Genomic DNA, 18,752 nt, shown 5'->3' with positions numbered 1-18,752 from the left:
GGACCTCAGGGGACGTTACTTAACTTTTCGAGACCGGTCGGCTCCACGTCATGACGAAAGCGATCGAAGTGCGCGGCGTCAGCAAGGAATACTTCCGAGGTGTTCACTCGGCAGGGCATACTCGAATCGCCGAGATGCTCACCGAGTGGGGACGGGGGCTTGTCGGCGGAAAGCAGGGAAACAGTCCCGCTAGGCGCGAGGTAGAGCCCTTCTGGGCTCTCAAGGATATCTCATTTACAATCGAGCAAGGACAGGTTGTTGGCATTATAGGGCGCAATGGCTCAGGCAAGAGCACGCTTCTCAAGATCATCGCTCAGATTACCGCGCCTACGACCGGCGAGGTGCAACTAACCGGCCGCACCGGTACACTGCTTGAGGTTGGCACCGGCTTCCACCCCGAGCTCAGCGGGCGCGAAAACGTGTTTCTCAACGGTGCGATTCTCGGCATGAGCCGTGCAGAGATCGCTCGCAAGTTTGACGAGATTGTCGATTTTTCGGGAGTCGAAGCTTTCATCGATACGCCGGTGAAGCGTTACTCCAGCGGTATGCAAACTCGGCTTGCATTCTCGGTTGCGGCACATCTGGATCCTGAAATTCTCATCGTTGACGAAGTGCTAGCTGTTGGCGACGCTGAATTTCAGAAGAAATGCCTCGGCAAAATGAGGGATGTGACCAGTGATGGGCGAACAGTTGTCTTCGTCAGTCACAGCATGGTTACGGTAACGAGCTTGTGCAGTCAGTGCATTCTTCTCGAGCACGGCGAAATCCGTGCACTCGGACCCTCGCATAAAATTGCCGACTTGTATTTTTCGGAAGGGGCCAGCAGCGGACCAGCACTGGGTTACGAGAAAAATGCTGCGCGTCCAGGCAACGACATTGTTCGGCTGTGCGGCGCTCGGGTTGTAAACAGCACATTTGATGAGGTTGATGCGATAGGTCGCGACGAGCCGGTAGGAATCGAGATGACGTTTGAGGTCCTGCAAGATGGACACCGACTTGTCCCAAATTTCCATATCTTCTTGCAGGACCAATATGCGTTCGTGAGTTCGCTGCCCAACAATGACGTAATTTCGCGCGGAATCTATCGATCGCTAATGTGGATTCCGCCGCGCTTTCTCAACAACGGCCTGTTTGTTGTCGGGGTCGCGGTGAGCTCAATGAGCCCGGTCGTTATTCATTTCTTCGAGCGGGACGCGCTTCGCTTCCACGTCATCGACGATTTGTTTGACGCAAGTAGAAACGATTACATTCAGGAATTTCCAGGCGTGGTTCGTCCGGACCTCGAATGGGATTTCGTTCGAGAAAAATGAATGCAGGGTTACGTCATGGCCCCAAATTCTTCCGCTGTCGATTTGTCCGGCGGAAACAGGCCGCTGGTGTCCATAGGGATTCCGACCTTCAATAGGCCGGCGGGTCTGCGTCGGACATTGCAGCTCATCTGCGGTCAGACTTACTCGAATCTCGAAATCCTGGTGTCGGATAACGCCTCACCCGGTTCGGAAACAGAGAGGGCTGTTCAAGAATTCTCCGAGGTCGATGCGCGGATAAAGTATTTCCGTCAACCCGCCAACATCGGACCGATTGCTAACTTCCGCTTCGTCCTTGCGAATGCGTCGGGAGAATACTTCATGTGGGCGGCCGATGATGACGAATGGGATGCAAGGTTCGTCGAAACCTGTCTTGCCGCTGCAAGCCCGTCGTGCTCTGTCATGACCAAGTTCAATACGCTCTTCAGGGCACGAAATGTTTGCGAAGAGAATCCGATTCCCGAGCTGTCGCCAAATGCGAAGGTGTTCCAGAACGTGGAGAATTATTTTTCGATCATGCAGCCCAGCCTTTTCTACGGGCTTCATCCCCGCAGGTCGATTCTTTTTACCCTGAAAGGTAGCTATTTTGATTTTTACGATTGTTATGTCGTCCTTCGCATCATCCTCGAAAACGACTTTCGAACGATCGATCAAAATCTCTACGGTGCCGGTGTTGATGCACCCACGTACGAAGTCAAGTATGCAGATGCCAAGAAAAACGGGTTAGACTTTTGGCCATTTTTCTTGCATTCCGCCATCGCTCTTGCGCGCTGTTCGCGTTTGTCGAACCTGGAAAAAGTCAGGCTACTCTTGAGGTTGTTGCGGCTGGTGCGTACACTTAGAAGCTATCATGCGACCCGAAGTTCGTGACATGCGCCAATTTGGGGAGACTGCGCGCGTCCTTGCGATTGGCGGTGCTTTTCGATGATTGAGCTGTTCGAGCCGTGGCGCTGGCGCGACGCGAAGCATTCCTATTCTCAGGCCGGCGAGGACCTGATTATCGATTTTGTTGCCAAAGCGATGCAGATCGAGGAGGTGACGTATCTTGATATCGGTGCGCACCATCCTAGCCAGTTCAGTAACACTTATCTGTTTTATAGGCGGGGGTTTCAGGGAGTGCTGGTCGAACCGGATCCTGAACTGATGGCTTCGATAAAGCGCGTAAGGCCGCGCGACGTGTGCATAGAAGCAGGCGTCGGCGTGACGTCGGCGCGTGTGGCTCAGTTCTTTGTAATGAGCACGCGAACCTTGAACACGTTCTCGGAAGCGGAGGCCAAGCGATACGAAGCCATGGGGACCCAGCGTATCGAAAAGGTTCTCCCCGTTCCATTGATCACGTTCGACGATATTTTCGCGGATCGCTTTCTTGACAAGGAGCCTACATTGGTGTCGATCGACGTCGAGGGTCTCGATTTTGATGTGCTGTCGACGCTGAATCTTAACAAGTACCGACCGGCGATCATCTGTGTTGAAACGCTTCAATACAGCGAAACGCGCGAAGAAGTGAAGGATACGCGAATCGCGCAGCTAATGTCGGACAACGGCTATTTCGCGTTCGGCGATACGTACATTAACACGATTTTTGTCGATCTCGGTCGATGGAAAACCGGTAGCAAGAGATCGTGAGCTTTGCAGCTTTTATGATCTTTACTTCGCTCAAGCTTGCTGGAGCCTATCGTATCGAACCGCAGCCGATTGTGGACGAGCGCGGAGCGTTTGCGCGCCGGTTTTGTGCCGATACGTTTCGCGCTCAAGGTCTAGAGAGCGACTTGGTGCAACGCTCGATCTCATTGAACGCCCGGGCGGGGACAGTGCGCGGAATGCATTTCCAGGCGCCGCCCCATCTTGAGACCAAGCTCGTGCGCTGCACGCGTGGCGCAATCTTTGACGTGATGGTCGATCTACGGGACGGCTCGCCAACCTATGGCCAATGGCACGGCGAGGGGCTAAGTGCCGACAATCGCACGATGCTCTACATCCCGAAGGGTTTCGCCCACGGATTTCAAACATTGGTAGACGGTACCGAAGTCGACTATGAAATCACGCCGGCCTACGTGCCCGGCGCCGCCGCGGGCTTTCGATTTGACGATCCCGCGCTGGCGATCAATTGGCCGATTTCTGACTTCGTCATTTCGGAACGCGACAGATTGCTGCCGTCGTCGTTTATCGGGGTACGACTGTGATAGTCCGAATTTCGGAGCAAACCAACATGGCCTCATCCGAGCCATCGCGCATTCTCTATACCAAGCCCTCGATAACCGAGCTTGAGGTTCGGTATGCAGCCGATGCCGCCGCAAACGGCTGGGGCGAACGTTGCTACGATTACATCAACCGCTTCGAAGCCGCGTTCAAGGATCACCTGTGCACTTCCCGCGCGATCGCCACATCGAGCTGCACAGGCGCGCTGCATTTGGGAATGGCGGCGCTGGGGATCGGCCCGGACGATGAAGTAATTATGGCAGACACCAATTGGATTGCCTCGGCCGCCCCGATCATTCATCTCGGTGCGAAGCCGGTATTCGTGGACATTCGACCGGACACCTGGTGCATTGATCCCGAGCTGGTCGAGGCCGCGATTACGCCGAGGACGAAGGCCATCCTCGCGGTTCACCTCTATGGCAATCTGTGCGACATGGAGCGTTTGCTCGCGATTGGAGAGTCGCACGGTATTCCCGTCATTGAGGACGCTGCGGAAGCGATTGGTTCCGAGTATTTCGGCAAGCGCGCAGGAAGCATGGGCCGGTTCGGCACATTCTCGTTTCATGGTACCAAGACTGTCACGACCGGTGAGGGGGGGATGTTCGTGACGAACGATCCTGAGCTCTACGAGCGGGTTCTGACACTTTCAAACCACGGCCGATCGCCCACGCAACCGAAGCAGTTTTGGCCCGACGTTGTCGGCTTCAAATACAAAATGTCTAACATCCAGGCGGCGCTCGGCTGCGCACAGATGGAGCGGATCGACGAGTTGATTTGCCGGAAGCGGGAAATCTTTCACTATTACCGCGATCGCCTACGGGACATTGCCGGCGTGCGGATCAACCCGGAATCCAGCAACATCGTCAACGGCGCCTGGATGCCGACCGCTGTGTTCGATGAGTCTACCGGGGTCACGCGCGAGAAGCTGGCTGCCGCGTTCGCCGCGGACAATATCGATGCCCGCGTGTTTTTCTATCCGTTGTCGGGGCTGCCCATGTTCGACGAGGTGCGGAGCAACCGGCACGCATGGGGAATCCCGACGCGAGCGATCAACCTTCCGAGCTATCACGACATGACCGCAGCGGATCAGGATCGGGTGATCGCGGTGATTACCAATGTGCTGCAGGGCGATTGAATACGTATGAAGCTTCTTCTGCTTGCGGATGGTCACGTAGGGTTGGAGATTGCGCATTGGCTTATCGCCAGTTTTCGCGACGATCTTGCTTTGATCGTCACCACTGCGGAAAACGACCTTGCGGCAATGGCGCGCCGTGAGCAAATTCAGTGCCTAGTGTTTCAGTCGTCCAGTCAGGTGTCGGATTTTGCTGCAAGCGAAGGGCTCTCTTTCGATCTCGGTCTGTTGGCGTGGTGGCCAAAAATCATTCGACGGCCGCTGATCTCTTTACCTCGTCGCGGGTTTATCAACACCCATCCGAGCCTTCTGCCTCACGGCAGGGGTAAGCACTATAACTTCTGGTCGATTGTCGATCGGGTGCCCTTTGGGGTGAGCCTGCACATGGTCGACGAGGGCGTGGACAGCGGTGATATCGTTGCGCAACTCGAGGTCCCCTACGACTGGGAGGACACCGGTGGATCGCTGTATCGGAAGGCGAGGGAGGCGGTGCTGCAGCTTGTCCAGGCGACATATCCCAAGCTCCGCTGTCTGGATTTCGAGGCGTGGCCACAGGACCTTGCCGCGGGCACTTTCCATCGTGGATCCGAGCTGGAGCCGGCCAGCTCGATCCTTCTGGAAAAGCCCTATCTGGCGCGCGACTTGCTCAACCTTCTTCGGGCCAGAACATTTCCCGGCTACCCGGCATGTACGTTCTCGGACGGCGACGACGTCTACGAGGTCCGTGTCGAGATCAAAAGGAAGTCTAGATGAGCGAGTATCCGAAGTTCAAGCGCGAATGCGCGCTTGAGATCGAACAGATGGGCGATGACCCCGAGCTGGCCCGTGTCACGCGATCATGGATGGATCGCGCCAACCGAGCGAAATATTCCTATCATTTCGAGTGGATGGGGCGCCCCATCATTCAATATCCGCAAGACGTTCTCGCGGTTCAGGAGATCATCTGGTCGACCAAGCCCGATCTCATCATCGAAACAGGCATCGCGCACGGTGGCTCCTTGATCTTCTCTGCTTCGATGCTGGAATTAAGCGCAATGGCGGGCGGGCCGCAAGACGCGCAAGTGCTTGGTATCGATATCGACATTCGCGCGCATAACCGCTCGGCAATCGAAGCTCATCCGATGGCCCGGCGCATTTCGATGATTGAGGGATCGAGTATTGCGCCTGAGGTGGTGGCCGAGGTCAGCGCCAGGACCGCGGGCAAGAAGAGCGTACTCGTTCTTCTCGATAGCAATCATACCCACGATCATGTGCTTGCCGAACTTGATGCCTATGCCCGCCTTGCGTCGATCGGAAGCTATTGTGTCGTCTTCGACACGGTAATTGAAGATATGCCCGATGATACGTTCTCCGATAGGCCGTGGAGCAGGGGCAACAATGCGAAAACCGCGGTATGGGAATTTCTCAAGCTTCACCCGGAATTCGAGATCGACAAGAGCATACAGCATAAGCTGCTGATCACCGTGGCACCGGACGGGTACCTCAAGCGCGTCAGTTAGCTCTGATCGGAGCCAGTGGTCGTATGAAGCGTGCGCAACATTTAAGGATATAAGCAGGGTGACCAGCACCTCCGTCATCGGACAATTCGTTAGCGACCTGAAGGACTCGAAGTGGGCTTTCTTGCGGAAGCTTAGCGCTGTATACAGGGCCCAAGCGATGCTCTCTCTTCTTGAAGAGAGAGCAACCGTCTCGGTAGCCGAGGCTCGCGAATTTAATTCGCGTTCGCGGGATAAATGGGTGGCTGACCGCGCGAGATCCGTCTTGCCAGGATCGCGTGTTCTGGACGTTGGCGCGGGCACAGCGCCCTATCGGAACCTGTTCGAGCATTGCAAATACGAGACTCAGGATTTTGCGGAGTATAACGGCTACAAGGGCGCCGAAGGACAGTACGCTCACATTGATTACGTTTCGGACATCACAGATGTTCCAGTGCCGGACGCCAGCTTTGACGTCATCTTGTGCACTGAAGTTCTGGAGCACGTTCCACGCCCGATCGAATCGCTCCGCGAAATGATAAGAATTACCAAACCGGGTGGGAGACTATTCCTGACCGCGCCTCTGGGATCAGGACTTCATCAGGAGCCTTATCATTTCTACGGAGGCTATACTGACCATTGGTATCGCAAGTTTCTGACTGAGTTTGGTTGCGAGATTGTTTCGATCGAGCCGAACCACGGATTTTTTGCGCACTTGGCTCAGGAATGTGCCAGATCTAGTTGGCAATTTGATCGACTTAATCTCGATCACGGGGGGTATGAAGAGGAATTTGTCCGCCTGATAGGGGACGTTCTGCCGCGCTATTTTTATGAACTCGATAAGAAAATTCTGTTGAAGGAATTCACGATTGGCTTCCACGTGGAAGCAAAGCGGAAGCAAGTCAATTCTCAAGCTTGAAGAGTCGCGGCCGCGCAAACTGAATAGGCAGGTGGATCGTGAAAGTTGTCATTCTCGCAGGTGGTATGGGCACTCGAATCTCCGAAGAGACCTTGGTGCGACCTAAGCCGATGATCGAAATCGGCGGAAGACCGATCTTGTGGCACATCATGAAGCTCTATGCGCATCACGGACTCACGGATTTCGTGATCTGCCTCGGCTACAAGGGCTACATGATCAAGGAATACTTCATGAACTTCGTGCTGCATCATTCCGATGTCACCATCGATGCGACGAAGAATAACGTGACCTATCATCAGAGCAGCGTCGAGCCCTGGCGGATCACGCTCGTGGATACCGGCGAGACGACGTTGACCGGCGGCCGCCTTAAGCGGGTGCGCAAATACCTCGATCCGCAGGAGCCGTTCTGCTTCACCTACGGTGACGGTCTGTCCGATATCGATATCACGGCTTCCATTGCCTTTCACCGCAGTCACGGAAAACAGGCGACGGTGACTGCTGTGCGGCCGCCAGGACGTTATGGTGCGTTGGAGATCGACGGATCGACGGTGAAATCCTTCGTCGAGAAGCCGCCTGGCGACAATGCCTACATCAATGGCGGCTTCTTTGTACTCAACCCCGCGGTGATCGACCGGATCGAGGGCGACAAGACATCGTGGGAGTCGACCCCGCTTGAGGCGCTTGCCAGGGACGAACAGCTATGCGCTCATCGGCACTATGGCTTCTGGCAGCCGATGGACACGCTTCGCGACAAGATGATGCTTGAGGAGCTCTGGCAGGCTGGTCGCGCGCCTTGGCGGCTGTGGAACTGAACTGGATGGCTGCAAACCCGCCGGCATGTCGGTCTTGTGGCGCGCCGCTGACAGCGGTGCTCATCGACCTCGGTATGACGCCGATCTCGAATGCGTTTGTTCGTGCCGATCAGGCTTCGTTTAGTGAACGATTTTATCCACTGAAGAGCTTTGTGTGTGATCGCTGCTGGTTGGTGCAGCTTGAGGACTTCGAGACGCCGGAGACGCACTTTCACGGCGAATATGTTTATTTTTCGTCGTTTTCGGACAGTTGGCTCGCTCACGCACGCGCATTTGTCGAAAGGGCAATCGCTCGCTTCGCGCTCGATGCAAGCTCCCGCGTCGTCGAAGTCGGCAGCAATGATGGGTATCTGCTGCAGTATTTCGTTCAGAGAGGCATACCTTGCCTCGGTGTGGATCCCGCAGCCAACTGCGCTAAAGCGGCGCGGGATTTGCGGCGTGTGCCGACCGAGGTCGCTTTCTTTGGTTCGAGGGCGGCCACGAGGTTGCGCGCAGAGGGCGGTGCTGCGGACTTGATCATCGCCAACAACGTGCTTGCCCACGTGCCCGACATCAACGACTTCGTCGCCGGTTTCAAAATTCTGCTCAGTGAGCAGGGGGTAGCGACGTTCGAGTTTCCGCATGTCCTCGAAATGATCCGCAACGTCGAGTTCGACACCATTTACCACGAGCACTATTCATATTTGTCGCTACTGGCGCTGGAACCCTTATTCGGGCGGCATGGATTGCAGCTCATCGATGTGGAGCGCTTGTCGACCCATGGTGGATCGCTTCGCCTCTATGTCGCGCATGCCGGTCGTGTCGTCGCGTCCGAGGCCATCAAGCAACTGAAGCAGGAAGAGATCCAGGCGGGACTGGACCGCCTCGCCACGTACGAGGCCTTCGGGCATCGCGTTCGGAAGCTGAAGCGGTCGTTGCTGCGCCTGTTGATTGGGCTGATCGAGGAAGGAAAATCGATCGCGGCGTATGGCGCGCCTGCGAAGGGCAATACGCTGCTCAACTACTGCGGAGTTGGTCGCGACATTATCGGCTTCACTGTCGATCGCAATGTCCATAAGCAAGGTCTGCTGTTGCCGGGAACACGAATCCCGGTTCTCGCTCCCGATGAGATCGCAAAACGGCGGCCCGACTACGTTCTCATTCTGCCGTGGAACCTGCGGGAGGAAATCGTAGCGCAAATCAATCAGATCCCCGATTGGACGGGCCGATTCATCATTCCTGTGCCCGAGCCCCTGATCCTGAACAGCCAGGGCAACACAAATGATGAATAGCCAAGGGGGCTACCCGACGGTCAGCGTTGTTTTGTCGGTGAAGAACGGCGGCCGTGATTTACCGCAGGCGCTCGGGACGATTCTTGACCAGTCGTTCGCCGACTTCGAGCTAATCGCGATTGATAATGGCTCGACCGACGAGACCGGCCCCTATTTGGACAGCATTACCGATCCACGCGTTCGCGTTTTCCATCAGACCGACGCTGGTCTCGCCGGAGCGCTCAACCGCGGTATCTCGCTAGCACGAGGGCGGTATGTCGCGAGGCAGGACCATGACGATCTCGCGGATCCGAGCCGGATAGCCAAGCAGGTCCAGTTTCTGGAGAGCCATCCTGAGCACGCCTTGATCGGCACGCGTGCCGAGATATGGGTAGGCGACAAACCAAGCGGCCGTTTTCATGACCACCCTACGGAAGACGAGATCCTTCGATTTGATCTTATCTTCAACAATCCCTTTGTGCACTCTTCGGTGATGATACGAAAATCGGCGCTCGATCGTGTCGGGGTATACACAACTGATCCTGCGCGGCAGCCGCCCGAAGACTATGAACTGTGGTCCCGCATTTCGCGACAATATCGCGTAGCCAATTTGCCCGAGCGGTTGACTATTTACCGGGAGGTTCCCTCCAGCATGTCGCGGGCCGGCGCCCAGCCATTTCTGCAGAAGCTCGTCACAATTTCGTCGGAGAATCTGGCGTACGCAACCGGAGTTGCGGAGCCTGAACAGGTTCACGTGGACATTGCCGCGCTCGTTCACGGAGCAGAGGCCCTGGTTTCGCCGAAACCGGACGTTGAAGGCATGTGCGCCGTCCTGGCGGAGGCGGGACATAGGATCGGTGGAGGGCAACCCAAGCCTGAACTCGCGCAACGGATACTTCACGCGCAGGCTCAAATCCGCCATCGGTTCATGCTTCGGCAGCAGCCGGGCTATGGCCTGGTGTGGCGTGCAGCGCGTAATATCCGAGACCATTTGCGCCGTTTGATACCGGCCGCGCGTTGAGGGGAATTAACGATGAAGCTTCTCTTCTGCTGCGAGAGCTATTGGCCCCACCAGGGAGGGGTGCAGGTAGTTATGCGCCAGATCGCCGAGCGGATGGCGGCAGCAGGGCACGACGTGAGTGTGGCGACGCGCGTCCATCCCGATCGAAAGACGAAACATCACAATGGCGTCCACATCCACGACTTTGAGGTGAGCGGAAATCTTGTAACCGGTATTCGAGGGGAAGTTGATCGGTACCGGCAATTACTAACCAGCTTCGATGGCGATGCCATTTTGATCAAGGCGGCACAGCAGTGGAGTTTCGATGCGCTGTGGCCTGTCCTCGACCAGATCAAGGCGCGGAAGGTGTTCGTTCCGTGCGGCTTCTCCAGTTTCTATGAGCCCTCCTTCAAGAGCTATTTCCAGCAGCTTCCGGATATTCTGCGAAAGTTCGATCATCTCATCTTCTACGCAGAGCACTATCGCGACATCGATTTCGCCCGGGCAAGCGGGATCACGAGCTTTTCGATCATTCCCAACGGAGCCAGCGAAGCGGAGTTCGCACGCGAAACGCGCCGAGACGGCCGCTTGCGGCGAGAGCTTGGCATCCCCACGACCGATCTGGTTTTCCTGACCGTGGGCGCGCCCGTAAACGCCAAGGGCCACGAGACTGTCGCAGAGGCCTTTGCGCAGGTCGATACTGCTGGTCGAGATGCAACGTTGATTCTCAATGGCAACTGGCCACCGCCAGGCACCCGGTTCAGGAGCGATCACTTCCGGGCTGTCTTACAGCGCTTTGCCAGCCTGAACTCAATGCGGAAGGGTGTTCGGCTGTTCCGCGAGGCGGGAATGACAGGCGTGATCGACCGACTCTTTCCCAAGCCGCCGGATGAGCTGACCAGGATTGCGACAGTTGCTCCGGCGCTGCCGGCGAGTACGGATAGCCCGCAGCCCAACACTTCTGCTCCACGCTCCGCTCCCGCCAAAAAAGCCGTGCTCCGCCTCGATCTGCCGCGTCACAAGGTCGTTGACGCCTTCTTCGAGGCTGATCTCTTTGTTTTCGCGTCAAAAGTCGAATACTCGCCGCTGGTCTTGTTCGAATCTGCTGCGGCTGGAACGCCGTTTCTCACCGTGCCCGCCGGAAATGCCGGCGAAATCGTTCGCTGGACGGGAGGTGGATGGCTGTGCCCTGCCGATGCCGACGATCGCGGATATATCAAGGTTTCCCCATCGGTCTTGGCGCGCGAGATGGAGAAGGGTATCCATGCTCCGGACCGTCTGCGCGAACTCGGTGACGCCGGCCGTCGGGCTTGGCGCGAACGCTTCACCTGGTCGAAGATAGCGCATTCCTATGAACGCGTTTTGCGTGGAGAAACAGTAGTGTCGCTGATGTACCCTGAAGCGACTGAGAGGGCGGTCAACGGATGAGAAGGTCTATCCATCAAGAGGGGCCCGTCGGTCAACGCTGGTGCTTCGCTTTGTTTCTTCTCATGAGATGTTGCGTTCGATGACAATCGATCCTCATCTGCTCGACTTCGAAGTACCGCTGAAAGAAGAGCGGGTATTCGTAACGGGGCACAGCGGCTTTACGGGCAGCTGGCTTGTGAGCTGGCTCAAGCTTATCGGTTGCAAGATTGCCGGGCTGGCGCTTGAACCTGCTACCGAACCTAATTTGTTTTTTGCAGCAAATGTGGCTGAGGGAATCGACTCGACCATTGGTGACATCCGGGATCTCACCACGGTGCGTGAAGCGATCGAGCGCCACCGACCATCAGTGATCATCCATCTGGCAGCACAGCCGCTGGTGTCCCGTTCCTTTGCTGACCCGGTCGAAACGTTCGCCGTCAACGCGATCGGAACTGCGCACGTGCTCGAATCGGCGCGGAACACGTCTAGTGTCAAGGCGGTCGTCTGCATCACAACTGACAAGGTCTATCACGACCAGGACTGGCCATGGGGATATCGCGAACAGGATCCGCTCGGCGGGAAGGATCCATATAGCGCTTCCAAGGCCTGCGCCGAGCTGATTGCAGCCTCTTATCGTGCGACGCTGGCCGAGCGGGGCAACGGTGTGCTGATCGCGAACGCGAGGGGCGGCAATATTATCGGCGGCGGAGACTGGTCTGCCGATCGAATCGTGCCAGACTTTGTCCGCGCTGTGACCGCAGGCCAGCCGATTTCGTTGCGCAATCCGGGAGCGGTTCGTCCTTGGCAGCATGTGATGGCCCTTGTTCACGGTTACCTTGTCCTTGCAGCCCGTCTGTTGAGTGGAGATCGCATGGCCGCGGATAATTGGAACTTCGGTCCCCGCGACGAGGCCGCTCGGACCGTTCGGGATTTGGTCGAGCAACTCGGCGGTGTCTGGACTGAACCGGAAGTTAGTTATGCATCCGGCAGTTTCCCCGAAACGCGCTTCCTCCATCTCGACAGTACCAAGGCGCGGACCCTGCTAGGCTGGACGCCTCCCTTATTGTTTGAGGACACCGTCGAGCTGACCGCTGGTTGGTATCGCGATTTTGCGGCCAATCCGGCGGAGGCCTCGAACATTACCGTTCGGCAGATTGAACACTATCGCAACGCCCTGAGGAATCATGCCGCCTGCTAGCGCTCTCATCACTGGTGCCACGGGCTTCATTGGCGCTCATCTCGTCGCTCGCCTCCTATCGGAGGGCAGCCGCGTGACCGTTCTGGCAAGATCGTCCAGCGCACTGCCGCTGGAGTGGCGCGATCGTGTCAGTGTCATTACGTCCGATGATTTCAGCGAGCGGGGTTTGCGGCGGGTGCTTCACGCGCCTGTCGAGACGATATTCCATTTGGCCGCCTATGGCGTCCGACCGAACCACCGCGACATCGGTGAAATGATGGCCATCAACGTCGGGTTGCCTGCTATTTTGGTCCGGCTATGCGCTGAATGGCACGCTCGGATGATCATGGCAGGTACCTTTTCGGAATACGGCCGCCCTTCGAGCCAGGACCTTCTTACGGAAAGCTCGCCGCTGGAGCAAGGCAAGCTTTATGGTTCGTCAAAAGCCGCCGGCGGTCTCATGGCAAGCGCGATCGCTAACGGCAGCGGCACCGGGTTCCGGCTGTTGCGGCTCTTCAAAGTCTATGGTGCGGGTGAAGCGCCTCATCGCCTGCTGCCGACGCTGTTCAGCGGATTGATAAAACGCGAGCGTGTGGCGATATCGACCGGAACGCAAATCCTCGACTTTGTCTACATTAACGATGTTGTCGAAGCGCTGTTGCGCGCCGACGCGCATTGCCGCGAGCAAGGCGGTATCGCGACTTGGAACGTTGCGACGGGCCGCGGCCATTCAGTGCGGGAGTTCGCCGAACGCGTCGCAGCGGCAATGCATGCGGATGCTTCGCTGCTTGGCTTCGGTGCGATCGACATGCGGAAGGATGACGAACCCTGGCTGGTTGGCTCGCCCTATCTGCTTCGTTCAGAACTCGGCTGGCAGCCCTCGACAGAACTAGATGAAGGTGTCCGCGCTGCGGTCGCGACACATTACCGGTCCCAGGGACAAGGATGAACGGCCACGTGATTACGGTGTCCCTGATTGGCGGACTGGGCAATCAGATGTTTCAGTACGCAGCCGGCAAGGCGCTCGCCGAACGCCATGGCGTCGGACTTGCGCTTGACCTCAGCGGTTTCCGTAATTATTCGGACCGCTCCTTCCTGTTGGAGCGCCTGCGCGTGCCGGAGACAGTCGTTTCGCTGGCCCAGTCCAAGGCCGCGGAGAAAGATCAAAAGCAATTTGCGCGCGCACTGTGGAAAGGGCGAGTCGATAGGCTGCTTGGCTTGGCCGGCCTGCCTAAACTTGCATCTTCGCCACAGGAGTATCGAGAGCCGCATTTCCACTACGACCCGGCTTTCGAAGCGCTTGGCCCACGAACTGTGCTGTTTGGCTATTTCCAAAGCGAGCGTTACTTTGGCTGCATCGCTGAAAGGTTGCGCGACTGGTTTTCTCCCCGAGAACCCTTGAGCGACGCGGCCGCGGAAGTGCTCGCCCGCATCGAATGCAGCCGGCTATCCGTATCGACGCATGTCCGCCGGGGCGACTACCTCAATCCCGGAACCGCAGAATTCCACGGCATCTTGGGCGAACGGTATTATCGCCAGGCGCTCGATCGGCTCGAGGCGGGGATCGGTCAGGAATCGACATTGTTCGTGTTTTCCGATGATCCGACCGCGGCGGAGGAGGTTCTGAATTTCGTGCCGAAATCGCGGCTGGTCCATGTCCGGGGCGATCCGCAGCGGCCTTGGGAGGACATGGCACTGATGGCACGTTGCCGGCACCATATCATCGCCAACAGTTCCTTTAGCTGGTGGGGCGCTTGGCTCAATCGCTCGCCGGACAAGGTCGTCATCGCGCCGCGCGCCTGGTTTGCGCCGAATGAATTGAAGAAGCTCAATACACATGATCTTTACCCCCCCGGGTGGGTCTTGGTCTGATCATTCGCGACAATAACTCTTTCAACTCGCAACGAGAGTATCGCAGTGCCACTAACAGCTCGCTCGATCATTCATTTGTTACGTCGGAAAGCAAAAAAAATTGCAGACGCAACAACACCGGAACTGACACGCTCCTGGCCTGATCCTGTCCGGAATCCCGGCGCGGCCGAGTTCGAGGTTGATCTCTGGAGTCTGTCGGGCTTTCTGCTGGAAAGGGTCGTGCCTGTGGTGGGTGTCCACCCATACCCGGTTAACGAGTTGCTGCTCATGACTGCCGCAGCGTGCCGGCTGAAGCCGTCAGTGATATTTGATTGGGGAACGCATATTGGCGTTTCCGCCAGGGTTTTTTACGAATGCGACCGGGCGTTCAAGTTCGGATATGAAATTCATTCGATTGATCTGCCGCCGGACGCCACTCACGTCGAACATCCCGGCCAGGAGCACGGCTTCCTCGTTCGCGGTCTAGACAAGGTCCATCTGCATCGGGGCAACGGCGTTGAGGTTGCACTCGACCTTTGGCAGAAACTCGGGCAACCGAAGCGGCCGCTATTCTTCGTCGATGGCGATCACGCCTACGAGTCCGTTCGTACCGAGCTGGACCGGATCTTCTCGACTGTGCCGGACGCCAGCGCTCTTGCGCACGATACGTTCTTCCAATCGGCAGAGTCGAAGTATAACGTCGGACCCGCGCGCGCCATCTGCGAAATCGTTGCAAAGTACCCGTCCCGCTTCAAGGTCATCAACTCCGGGCTTGGGTTGCCAGGTATGACGTTGCTTGCGAGCATTTGAGACGAGTTCTTGTCGGTAGCCGCATAGTATCGCTTTGAATTCTAAACCCCAGCGCGTACGCTTTGCACGTGCACACAAAAGTCAACACTGTGGCACACCTCCCACTCGTTTCTATCATTATGTCGATGCGGAACAGCGCATCGACGGTAGCAGACGCGATCCGGTCGGTTCAACTGCAGGCACTGCAGGATTGGGAGATGATCGTCGTGGACGACGGCTCCAGTGATCAGAGTAGTGCAATCGTTGAGGGCTTCGGCGATGAGCGCATTCGAATCGTTCGCGAGCATTGTTCTGCCGGACTTGCGTTGCGGCTCAATCAGGCGGTAGCCCTAAGCAGAGGCGAATTTATTGCTCGCATGGATGCGGATGATATTTGCTTCCCGGACCGATTGGTCCACCAGATTGAGCGACTGCAGCGTGACCCGCAGATCGATCTTCTCGGGTGCGGGGCGGTGGTGTTCACCAGCAGCGGCGAGCTCATTGGCGAAATGCCGATCGGGCGCACCCATAAGGACATAATCGCGCGACCGTTTGTCGGTTTTCCTCTTCCTCACCCAACTTGGTGCGGACGAACGGCTTGGTTCCGCCGCCATCCATATGATTCCAAGCCTACCTATGCCGAGGACCAGGATCTGTTGCTACGAAACTTCCGGCACAGTAAGTTTGCCGGGCTCGACACGATCTTACTCGGGTATCGCCAGGACCGACTCACGCTCAGGAAATTGTTGCCTGGGCGCGCAGCACTCATTGGCGCGTCATGGCGTTACGGCCTTCGGGAAGGGAAAATCCTTCCTGCCCTTGCCGGGATTGCTGGCCACGTCATCAAAGGGGCAGTGGACGTCGCCACTGTCGGCTCGGGAATCAACCGGCCGATGCAGCGGAAGCGCTTAAAGCCGGTTTCCCATTCTACGATGCTCAGGTGGAAGAGCGTCCAAGAACATCTGAATTCTCTTTGAACCTAGCTGGGCCCCAACCTGATGCGCCGAAATGGTAGGTATCTCAGGCCGGTTTCGGCGTGAACTCGTGCCGCTTGTTAGGCGGGCGGGGCGCCTGTCCCTAACTCGTTCCTCTGAGCGCGATTTCTGAGCGAGATCGTTTGCTAGTCGCATCGGCAACAGAAGATGCACACCTCCAATAACGCGGGCGGAGAGGTCGGGACTAAAGATGCGGATGGATTCTTGCGCGCGCAGCTATCGTTGCGGCACATGCGCTCAGAGGTGCTTCTCGCGTCTGACCAGGAAATCAAAAGTGGAGAGACTAGATTAGCTGCTCACTACCAATCTTTTCCACTTCCGGTTTCTGCAAGCAGTTCTCCACTCTTCCGGACCGTTAAAGTTAGCTGGTGATAGCGGAGATGTGGCTCTCGCCACAGAAGTGACTAGTTCGTGGTCAATTTCGATTCGCTCACGTAGGCCTGATAGGCGAGCTTGATCCCATCTTCGAGCTTCGTGCTGGCGCGCCAGCCGAGTTTTGCCAGGCGGCTGACATCGAGCAGCTTGCGCGGGGTGCCGTCCGGGCGCGAGGTATCAAAGCCGATCGCCCCGGTGTAGCCGACGGTAGCCGCGACCACGCGGGCGAATTCGGCGATCGTGATGTCCTCGCCGTTGCCGATATTGACCAGCTCGCGATCCGAATAGGTCTTCATCAGGTGGATGCAGGCATCCGCCAGATCGTCGACATAGAGGAATTCGCGCCGCGGCGTCCCGGTGCCCCAGACCACGACTTTGTCAGCGCCGGCAACCTTGGCTTCGTGGAAGCGGCGGATCAGGGCGGCGACGACATGGCTGTATTCGGGATGATAATTGTCGCCGCGCCCATAAAGGTTGGTCGGCATCACGTTGATGAAGTCGGCGCCGTACTGGCTGCGATAGGCCTCCACCATCTTGATCCCGGCGATCTTGGCAATCGCATAGGGCTCGTTGGTCGGCTCCAGCGGCCCCGTCAGCATCGAATCCTCGCGCAGCGGCTGCGGCGCCAGCTTGGGGTAGATGCAGGAGGAGCCGAGGAACATCAGCTTCTCGGCGCCATGGACATGCGCGGCATGGATCACGTTCGAAGCAATCGCCAGATTGTCGTAGAGGAATTCGGCGCGCAGCGTGTTGTTGGCGACGATGCCGCCGACCTTGGCGGCCGCCAGAAACACCACCTGGGGCCGGTTGGCGGCAAACCACGCATTGACCGCGGCCTGATTGCGCAGATCGACCTCATTGCGCGGCGTCGTCAGCAATTCGACGTCTTCCCGCGCCAGCCGGCGCACCAGCGCGGCGCCGACCATGCCGCGGTGGCCGGCGACATAGACGGTCTTGCCCTTCAGCTCAAACGGCAGGCTTGCCATTGGCGACCTCCCGCCGCGCGTCTGCGAGATCGTTCGCGACCATCTCCTTGACCATCTGGGCGAACGACGTCTTGGGCTTCCAGCCCAGTTTCTCGCGCGCCTTGCTGGCATCGCCGACCAGAAGATCGACCTCGGTCGGCCGGAAATAGACCGGATCGATGCGGACCACGGTCTTGCCGGATTTGGTGTCGACGCCGGCCTCGTCGACGCCCTGGCCGCGCCACTCGATGCGGCGGCCGACCTCGGCGAACGCCAGTTCGACGAATTCACGCACCGAACGGGTCTCGCCGGTCGCCAGCACGAAATCGTCGGGCGCATCCGCCTGCAGGATCTTGTGCATGCCCTCGATATAGTCCCGTGCATGGCCCCAGTCGCGCTTGGCCTCGAGGTTGCCGAGATAGAGCGCCTCGTCGAGGCCGGCCTCGATGCGGGCGACGCTGCGGGTGATCTTGCGGGTGACGAACGTCTCGCCGCGGATCGGGCTCTCGTGGTTGAACAGGATGCCGTTCGAGGCAAACATGCCGTAGGCCTCGCGGTAATTGACCGTGATCCAGTAGCCGTACAGCTTGGCGACGCCGTAAGGCGAGCGCGGGTAGAACGGCGTGGTCTCCTTCTGCGGCACCTCCTGGACCAGGCCGTAGAGCTCCGAGGTCGATGCCTGATAGAACCGCGTCTCCTTCTCCATGCCGAGGATGCGGATCGCCTCCAGCAGCCGCAGCACGCCGATGGCGTCGGCGTTGGCGGTGTATTCCGGGCTTTCGAAGCTGACGCCGACATGGCTCTGGGCGGCGAGGTTGTAGATCTCGGTCGGCCTGATCTGCTGCATCAGCCGGATCAGGTTGGTGGAGTCGGTCATGTCGCCGTAATGCAGCAGGAACGGCACCTTGCGGGAATGCGGGTCCTGGTAGAGGTGGTCGATCCGCGCGGTGTTGAACGAGGACGACCGCCGCTTGATGCCGTGGACCTCATAGCCGAGGCCGAGCAGATATTCGGCCAAGTAGGCACCGTCCTGACCGGTGACGCCGGTGATCAGCGCGACACGACGTTTTGAGGCGTTCACCAGTACTTCTCCATAGGT

19 protein-coding genes are annotated in these 18,752 nt (G+C 57.8%); 17 read left to right on the top strand and 2 right to left on the bottom strand.

The window, feature by feature from the left end; genetic code table 11:
- Window positions 1-50: 50 nt before the first annotated feature.
- The 17 genes from V1273_RS24640 (at window position 51) to V1273_RS24560 (ending at window position 16,295) form a co-directional block, all read left to right on the top strand.
- Window positions 51-1,310 carry an ABC transporter ATP-binding protein gene (locus tag V1273_RS24640; RefSeq protein WP_334411156.1) on the top strand — a complete coding sequence of 420 codons (1,260 nt, stop codon included), beginning with the start codon at window positions 51-53 and terminating at the stop codon, window positions 1,308-1,310.
- The gene (locus V1273_RS24635) at window positions 1,311-2,177 is read left to right on the top strand and encodes a glycosyltransferase family 2 protein (protein WP_334411155.1); all 867 of its coding nucleotides are present in this window, start codon (window positions 1,311-1,313) and stop codon (window positions 2,175-2,177) included.
- 54 nt (window positions 2,178-2,231) lie between these two features.
- The gene (locus V1273_RS24630; protein ID WP_334363847.1) at window positions 2,232-2,933 is read left to right on the top strand and encodes an FkbM family methyltransferase; all 702 of its coding nucleotides are present in this window, start codon (window positions 2,232-2,234) and stop codon (window positions 2,931-2,933) included.
- Window positions 2,930-3,490 (top strand): dTDP-4-dehydrorhamnose 3,5-epimerase, encoded by a 561-nt coding sequence (gene rfbC, locus V1273_RS24625; RefSeq protein WP_334411154.1) that lies wholly within the window; start codon window positions 2,930-2,932, stop codon window positions 3,488-3,490. The genes V1273_RS24630 and rfbC overlap by 4 nt, the downstream gene beginning before the upstream one ends.
- 26 nt (window positions 3,491-3,516) lie before the next feature.
- On the top strand, window positions 3,517-4,641 hold the full coding sequence (locus V1273_RS24620; RefSeq protein ID WP_334411153.1) for a DegT/DnrJ/EryC1/StrS family aminotransferase: 1,125 nt from the start codon (window positions 3,517-3,519) through the stop codon (window positions 4,639-4,641).
- 6 nt (window positions 4,642-4,647) lie between these two features.
- Window positions 4,648-5,391, top strand: a complete 744-nt coding sequence (locus V1273_RS24615; RefSeq protein WP_334411152.1) for a formyltransferase family protein — start codon at window positions 4,648-4,650, stop codon at window positions 5,389-5,391.
- Complete coding sequence (locus V1273_RS24610) at window positions 5,388-6,137, top strand: cephalosporin hydroxylase family protein (RefSeq protein WP_334411150.1); 750 nt, start codon at window positions 5,388-5,390, stop codon at window positions 6,135-6,137. Before V1273_RS24615 ends, V1273_RS24610 begins: the two co-directional genes overlap by 4 nt.
- A gap of 58 nt (window positions 6,138-6,195) precedes the next feature.
- A complete protein-coding gene (locus tag V1273_RS24605; RefSeq protein ID WP_334411149.1) occupies window positions 6,196-7,032 on the top strand; it encodes a methyltransferase domain-containing protein in 837 nt (278 codons plus the stop codon).
- 38 nt (window positions 7,033-7,070) lie between these two features.
- Window positions 7,071-7,844 (top strand): glucose-1-phosphate cytidylyltransferase, encoded by a 774-nt coding sequence (rfbF, locus tag V1273_RS24600; protein ID WP_334411148.1) that lies wholly within the window; start codon window positions 7,071-7,073, stop codon window positions 7,842-7,844.
- A gap of 5 nt (window positions 7,845-7,849) precedes the next feature.
- Window positions 7,850-9,115: a class I SAM-dependent methyltransferase gene (locus tag V1273_RS24595; protein WP_334363840.1), complete on the top strand. Its 1,266-nt coding sequence runs from the start codon at window positions 7,850-7,852 to the stop codon at window positions 9,113-9,115.
- Window positions 9,105-10,115, top strand: a complete 1,011-nt coding sequence (locus V1273_RS24590; protein WP_334411147.1) for a glycosyltransferase family 2 protein — start codon at window positions 9,105-9,107, stop codon at window positions 10,113-10,115. The genes V1273_RS24595 and V1273_RS24590 overlap by 11 nt, the downstream gene beginning before the upstream one ends.
- A gap of 12 nt (window positions 10,116-10,127) precedes the next feature.
- Window positions 10,128-11,522, top strand: a complete 1,395-nt coding sequence (locus V1273_RS24585) for a glycosyltransferase family 4 protein (RefSeq protein ID WP_334411146.1) — start codon at window positions 10,128-10,130, stop codon at window positions 11,520-11,522.
- 40 nt (window positions 11,523-11,562) lie between these two features.
- On the top strand, window positions 11,563-12,699 hold the full coding sequence (gene rfbG, locus V1273_RS24580; protein WP_334411145.1) for a CDP-glucose 4,6-dehydratase: 1,137 nt from the start codon (window positions 11,563-11,565) through the stop codon (window positions 12,697-12,699).
- Window positions 12,686-13,627, top strand: a complete 942-nt coding sequence (locus V1273_RS24575) for an NAD-dependent epimerase/dehydratase family protein (RefSeq protein ID WP_334411144.1) — start codon at window positions 12,686-12,688, stop codon at window positions 13,625-13,627. Before rfbG ends, V1273_RS24575 begins: the two co-directional genes overlap by 14 nt.
- Window positions 13,628-13,776: 149 nt before the next feature.
- Entirely contained in the window at window positions 13,777-14,550 is a 774-nt protein-coding gene (locus tag V1273_RS24570; RefSeq protein WP_334411143.1) for an alpha-1,2-fucosyltransferase, read from the top strand.
- 45 nt (window positions 14,551-14,595) lie between these two features.
- Window positions 14,596-15,339 carry a class I SAM-dependent methyltransferase gene (locus V1273_RS24565; RefSeq protein ID WP_334411142.1) on the top strand — a complete coding sequence of 248 codons (744 nt, stop codon included), beginning with the start codon at window positions 14,596-14,598 and terminating at the stop codon, window positions 15,337-15,339.
- A gap of 119 nt (window positions 15,340-15,458) precedes the next feature.
- Window positions 15,459-16,295: a glycosyltransferase family 2 protein gene (locus tag V1273_RS24560; protein WP_334412260.1), complete on the top strand. Its 837-nt coding sequence runs from the start codon at window positions 15,459-15,461 to the stop codon at window positions 16,293-16,295.
- 422 nt (window positions 16,296-16,717) lie between these two features.
- Here the strand turns inward: V1273_RS24560 and fcl are convergent, their stop codons facing one another.
- Window positions 16,718-17,674, bottom strand: a complete 957-nt coding sequence (gene fcl / locus V1273_RS24555; RefSeq protein WP_334411141.1) for a GDP-L-fucose synthase — start codon at window positions 17,672-17,674, stop codon at window positions 16,718-16,720.
- On the bottom strand, window positions 17,655-18,734 hold the full coding sequence (gene gmd, locus V1273_RS24550; protein WP_334411140.1) for a GDP-mannose 4,6-dehydratase: 1,080 nt from the start codon (window positions 18,732-18,734) through the stop codon (window positions 17,655-17,657). Before gmd ends, fcl begins: the two co-directional genes overlap by 20 nt.
- Between the last annotated feature and the right edge of the window lie 18 nt (window positions 18,735-18,752).

The organism is Bradyrhizobium sp. AZCC 1721, from assembly GCF_036924715.1.
GTDB lineage: Bacteria > Pseudomonadota > Alphaproteobacteria > Rhizobiales > Xanthobacteraceae > Bradyrhizobium.
Note: the sequence above shows the minus strand (reverse complement) of the source record. Positions and strands in the feature narration are given on the sequence as shown.

Coding starts and splice junctions, on each gene's coding strand:
- V1273_RS24615 (WP_334411152.1), top strand. CDS start 4,648: ATGAAGCTTCTTCTGCTTGCGGATGGTCACGTAGGGTTGGAGATTGCG.
- V1273_RS24620 (WP_334411153.1), top strand. CDS start 3,517: ATGGCCTCATCCGAGCCATCGCGCATTCTCTATACCAAGCCCTCGATA.
- V1273_RS24560 (WP_334412260.1), top strand. CDS start 15,459: ATGTCGATGCGGAACAGCGCATCGACGGTAGCAGACGCGATCCGGTCG.
- V1273_RS24630 (WP_334363847.1), top strand. CDS start 2,232: ATGATTGAGCTGTTCGAGCCGTGGCGCTGGCGCGACGCGAAGCATTCC.
- V1273_RS24585 (WP_334411146.1), top strand. CDS start 10,128: ATGAAGCTTCTCTTCTGCTGCGAGAGCTATTGGCCCCACCAGGGAGGG.
- V1273_RS24635 (WP_334411155.1), top strand. CDS start 1,311: ATGCAGGGTTACGTCATGGCCCCAAATTCTTCCGCTGTCGATTTGTCC.
- fcl (WP_334411141.1), bottom strand. CDS start 17,674: ATGGCAAGCCTGCCGTTTGAGCTGAAGGGCAAGACCGTCTATGTCGCC.
- V1273_RS24595 (WP_334363840.1), top strand. CDS start 7,850: ATGGCTGCAAACCCGCCGGCATGTCGGTCTTGTGGCGCGCCGCTGACA.
- V1273_RS24640 (WP_334411156.1), top strand. CDS start 51: ATGACGAAAGCGATCGAAGTGCGCGGCGTCAGCAAGGAATACTTCCGA.
- V1273_RS24610 (WP_334411150.1), top strand. CDS start 5,388: ATGAGCGAGTATCCGAAGTTCAAGCGCGAATGCGCGCTTGAGATCGAA.
- V1273_RS24575 (WP_334411144.1), top strand. CDS start 12,686: ATGCCGCCTGCTAGCGCTCTCATCACTGGTGCCACGGGCTTCATTGGC.
- V1273_RS24590 (WP_334411147.1), top strand. CDS start 9,105: ATGATGAATAGCCAAGGGGGCTACCCGACGGTCAGCGTTGTTTTGTCG.